This is a genomic window from Halorubrum sp. Eb13, assembly GCF_002252895.1.
Lineage (GTDB): Archaea > Halobacteriota > Halobacteria > Halobacteriales > Haloferacaceae > Halorubrum.
In genome coordinates this window covers 1-2977 of record NZ_NHPE01000013.1, presented here as the reverse complement: position 1 = coordinate 2977, position 2977 = coordinate 1, and the positions used below count along the sequence as shown (strand labels likewise).

Below are 2977 nucleotides of genomic sequence, written 5' to 3'. Positions count from 1 at the left end.
AGTAGACGTTCCGCCGCCAGTCGGGGTCGACGTCGGGGTAGTCGGTGCGGTAGTGGGCGCCGCGGGACTCCTCGTCGTTCTCGTCGCCGCCGAGGCGGTGCTCCGCGGCGCGCTCGAACGCGAGGAGTCCCGCGGCGCCCACTACCGCACCGACTACCCCGACGTCGACGGCGAGTTCGAACGACTCGCTCGTGACCGGGCCGACGCGCATGTCGGCGGCCCGTTCGCGGAGGGCTTCGAGTCGGTCGAGCCCCTCGCGGAGCGACGGCTCGTCGCGCAGGATCCCGGCGTGGTTCCACATCATCTCCCGCAGGTCGGCGAGCACCGCGTCCACGTCGTGCTCCCCGTCGCGGGAGGCCAGTGCGCTCAGGTCGCTGAGGTGCGGCTCGACGAGTCCCTCGCGGAGGTCGTCGGGCACCTCGCCCGGCCCGTCGACGCGGTCGGCGACCCGCTCGCCGGCGACGACGCCGTACGCGACGGTCTCGGCCAGCGAGTTTCCGCCGAGTCGGTTCGCGCCGTGGACTCCCGCCATCGTCTCGCCGATGGCGAACAGCCCGTCGATGTCGGTCTCGCCGTCGTCGTCGACGGCGACGCCGCCCATCCCGTAGTGGGAGGTCGGCGCCACCTCGACCGGCTCGGCCGCCATGTCCACGCCGAGGTCGTGGAACCGCTCGTACATCCGCGGGAGTCGCTCTCGGATGAAGTCGGCGTCGCGGTGGGAGATGTCGAGGTGGACGCCGCCGTTCTCCGTGCCGCGTCCCTCGGCGACCTCCTGCGCGATCGCCCGGGCGACCACGTCGCGGGCGTCGAGTTCCATCTGATCGGGGGAGTACCGCTCCATGAAGCGCTCGCCCTCGGCGTTGAACAGGCGACCGCCCTCGCCGCGGACCGCCTCGGTCACGAGTCGCCCGCTCCACGGCTCCCACTCGGGGTCGCTCTCGTCGACGGCCATCCCGGTCGGGTGAAACTGCATGAACTCCATGTCCATCAGCGACGCGCCGGCGTCGGACGCCAGCGCCGCCCCGTCGCCGTTGTTCTCGTCGTCCCGGGAGGTGTGTCGGTTGTAGATCGCCGCGTGGCCGCCGGCCGCGAGGACGACGGTGCCCGCGTTGAACAGGACGAACTCGCCGGTGTCCATGTCGAAGCCGACGGCGCCGTACACCGCGTCACCGTCCGAGACGAGCTTCGTGATCATCACGTTCTCGCGGTAGGGGACCGACAGCTCCTGCGCCCGGCTGACGAGCGCGTTCAGCATCGACTCGCCGGTGTGGTCGCCGGCGAACGCCGTCCGGCGGAACGACTGGGCGCCGAAGAACCGCTGGTCGATCTCGCCGTCCTCGGTGCGCGAGTACTCCATCCCCCACTCGTCGAGCTCGCGGAGGCGCTCCGGCATCTGCTCGGTCACGGTCTCGACCTTCGCCGGGTCGTTGACGAAGTGGCCCTCGTTGAGGGTGTCGGCGGCGTGGATCGCCGGCGAGTCCTCGGGGTCCCGGGTGCCGAGCGCGCCGTTAATCCCGCCGCGCGCCCACGTCGTGTGGGCGTCTCCGTGGCCCCGCTTGCCGAGTACCAGGACGTCGTCGACCCCGCGCTCTGCCAGTTCGATAGCGGTCCTCGCCCCCGCCGCGCCGGCGCCGACGACGAGGACGGAGACGTCCACGCGGTCGTACTCGACCGGTTCGTCGGGTTCCGTGGGTCGTCGTTCGTTCACGTCATAAGTAGGGTTTCGAACGGCATAAGACCCTCGCGCGTGTGCGCGCGAATAAGCGATGCGCGCCGCCCGTTCCTCTTCTCCGTGACTGAGGTTCGGCGGTCCCCGTCAGTCCCAACCGGGAGTCCCGGGAGCGCCCGCGTCGTCCTCCAGTTCGCGGACCAGTCGGTCGCGGGAATCGGCGTCGAGGGAGGCGCGGTCGCCGTCGGCGCCGGCGCGTTCGGTCCACTCGCGAATCGCGCCGCCGGCCCACGAGTCGGCGTCGCGCGCCCGGGCCCGAGCCTCGGCCATGCGGTCGCGGTCGACCGACAGCGCTCCCGGCCGCGAGCCGACGGCGGCCCCGACGAACTGGGCGCGGTCGTCGGCGGTGAGCGAACCGGTCCGGAGCCGGTCGATCACCCCGTCGAGGTCGTCCGGGTCGGGGTAGCCGAAGACGACCGACCCGAGGGCCTGCGGGCCGAACGCGGGCGCGGGGAGGTCGTCCGGCGGTTCGCCGTCGAGGAGGCGGTCGCCGCCGCCCGCGGCCTCGACGCGCTCGCACTCCGTCTCGGCGCCGAGATCGAGGTTGTGTCCCGGGTACGTCGCGCAGGTCCGGGGGTAGCGGTCGTCGTCGTGGATCCGGCACTGGAGCGTCGTGGGGTCGAGGAAGACGCAGGCGTCGAGCCAGCGCGGCTCGTCGGTGCCGATCGGTGCGACCGGCTTCGGCGGCTTCCGGAGACCGACCACGAAGACTGGCCGGTCCCGGGCGGCGGCCACCTCGACGCCGTCGATCGAGACGCTCGCGTCGCGCTCGGCGGGTTCGAAGAGCCGGGGGACGAGGACGTCGCCGAGGCCGTCGTCGAGGAAGGCGGCGACCTCGTCGCGGGTGAGCGGGACGAGGTCGTACGTGTCGTCGAGCGGGTCGCGGTCGCCAGCGCGGTCGGAGCCGGCCGCGTCGCGATCGAGCGGCCGCCAGTCGACGCAGCAGCCGGCGCAGCCCTCGCAGCGGAGTTCCATCGGAGATCGTCCGTGCCAACGGTTCGCACAGTTAAAAGGGATCGGCGGGTTCGGGCGGGCGTTTATAAACGGACGGCCGTCGGCGCGCGCCCGTGAGCGGCCCTCAGGCCGCGAACCGGCGCCGCGCGAGGTCGCCGGCGCGGAGCGCCGGCTGCCAGAGGGACCGAAGGTCCCTCGCTGGAGTCGGTCGCCCGGAGCGAAACGACGGGCGACCGACGAGGCTGGGGAGGCCTGTGGTGCGGATGCGGTGCGGGGCGGGACTCAAAGGGGCAG

Annotated in this window: 2 protein-coding genes; both read right to left on the bottom strand. The window is 72.7% G+C overall.

Features of this window, described 5'->3' with window-relative positions; genetic code table 11:
• On the bottom strand, window positions 1–1708 hold a 1708-nt coding region (locus DJ75_RS01230; RefSeq protein WP_094522060.1), incomplete at its 3' end, for an L-aspartate oxidase.
• A 108-nt stretch (window positions 1709–1816) separates the two neighbouring features.
• Complete coding sequence (locus DJ75_RS01225; protein ID WP_094522059.1) at window positions 1817–2704, bottom strand: YkgJ family cysteine cluster protein; 888 nt, start codon at window positions 2702–2704, stop codon at window positions 1817–1819.
• Window positions 2705–2977 lie beyond the last annotated feature (273 nt).